This is a genomic window from Actinomycetota bacterium (assembly GCA_009923495.1).
Classification (GTDB): domain Bacteria; phylum Actinomycetota; class Actinomycetes; order S36-B12; family UBA5976; genus UBA5976.
The window spans coordinates 1-1829 of the sequence record RFTJ01000046.1 but is presented as its reverse complement, the minus strand read 5'-3'; the positions used below and the strand labels follow the sequence as shown (position 1 = coordinate 1829).

Here is a 1829-nt window from a genome sequence, read left to right as displayed (position 1 = left end):
GAACATAAGTTAGCCTACCGCGTTCGCTTAGAAAAAGGCACAATTGCAGTTAACACTGATGATGGTGTAAAAGTCTTGACGGGCCCATGTGAGTTTCCCGCAAGCGCGGGGATGCAACGCGCAGGGCGTGTTTTTGACGATGAGGTTGTTTGGGTGGACGTATATGACAACCCAGACGATTGCGCCGACATTGCAGTTTTGGAAGACAGACTGTATATAGTGCCTGAGTATGGACTTGGCGACAGCAGAACTGAGTTGCAAAAAGCGCAGATTGCGTATCGCGCGTTTTTGTACAGACTTGATTTGAAAGACAGCGAAGTTGACGAAGTGGTTAGCACCTCATTTGGGGGCAAACAGATTTCTGAAGACGTTTGTGTCTCTGTAGCCCGTAAAATGCAAGTTAAATGTGAAGGAGAGCTATCATGGCCGGTTGGACAGCAGCAGCTATAGTTGGAGGCGCGCTATTAGGCAGCGCCGCCTCACGAAGTGCGGCAAGTCAGCAATCAGACGCCACAAGTCGTGCGGCTGATGTATCAAATCAGCAATATTACCAAACACGCGAAGATCAAAGACCTTTTCGTGAAGCGGGCGTCAATGCGCTAGGAGTTATGCAACGCACGGCCGGCAATGCGCCGCCGGCGTTTAACTTTACTAACCTTGACATGTACAAAGATCCTGGATATGCGTTCAGATTGTCTGAAGGCGAAAAAGCGTTGGGGCGAACCGCAACCGCACGAGGTGGCTTAATTTCAGGCGGGGCGTTAAAAGCCGCACAACGCTTTGGTCAAGACTACGGATCACAAGAATATCAAAACGCTTTTAACCGAGCATTTACGGGTTACGGCACTGACGTGGCGCGTGAAAACCAGTTGTACAACCGTCAGGCCGCTTTGGCCGGTATTGGTCAAACAGCAACCAACACAACAAATCAAGCAGGCGCAGTTAACGCAGCCAACGTAGGCAACTATATGACCAGCGGTGCGGCGGCTGGAGCTGCTGGTACGGTCGGCGCGGCTAATGCCATCAATCAAGGTGTTAGTTCTTACTTAAATTACAACCAAGGCAATAATTTGCTTGCTGCTTTGCGTGGTGGTGGCATGGGTTTTCAAACGCCGCCAGGATACGGTACTGTAGTGCCGGGCGATTATTCTTCTGTTATAGGATAAAACATGGCACTTGACCCAAACATTGCATTAGGCGTTCGAGGCGTTGAAGTGGCCAACCCGTTGGCCCAGTATGGCCAGATTGCGCAACTTCAAAATATGCAGAATCAAAATGCTTTGGCGCAGTACCAGCTTGCCACTGCGCAACGCGAACAAGAATCAACCAATGCGCTTAACGAAGCGTATCGGTCTGCTTACAACCCACAAACGGGTGATATTGACATAAACACATTGCGCAAAACTTTGTCTACTGGAGGTTTTGGTTCTAAGCTGCCTGGGCTTGAAAAGACGCTAGGAGAATTGCAAGCGCAAAAACTTACTCAACAAAAATTGCAAGGTGAAATAACCGCACAACCAATTGCGTTGCAAATTCAACAAGCTAATTTAGTTGACACTAAGCTAAAGCAGTCGCGTGCATTTTTGGACACAATTAATCCCTCAGACCCTAACGCGCCGCAACAGTATTTCAGTTGGTTTCAAGCCAATCATGCAGACCCTATTCTTGGCCCCACACTTAAGGCCAGAGGAATAACTGAAGAACAGTTTGTCACAAAAATACAGCAAGCTATGACTCAAGGCCCGCAAGCCTTTGCTCAACTGCTTAATCAGTCTAAATTGGGCACTGAAAAGTTTATGGAGTTGAATAAACCTACAACAACCGCAGGG

Annotated in this window: 3 protein-coding genes; all 3 read left to right on the top strand. The window is 48.3% G+C overall.

Features of this window, described 5'->3' with window-relative positions; translation table 11 throughout:
* Positions 1 to 450: hypothetical protein (locus EBS36_07400; GenBank protein NBU32973.1), on the top strand; the 450-nt coding region annotated here is incomplete at its 5' end.
* The gene (locus EBS36_07395) at positions 423 to 1166 is read left to right on the top strand and encodes a hypothetical protein (protein NBU32972.1); all 744 of its coding nucleotides are present in this window, start codon (positions 423 to 425) and stop codon (positions 1164 to 1166) included. The genes EBS36_07400 and EBS36_07395, both read left to right, overlap by 28 nt.
* Before the next feature lie 3 nt (positions 1167 to 1169).
* Positions 1170 to 1829: hypothetical protein (locus EBS36_07390; GenBank protein NBU32971.1), on the top strand; the 660-nt coding region annotated here is incomplete at its 3' end.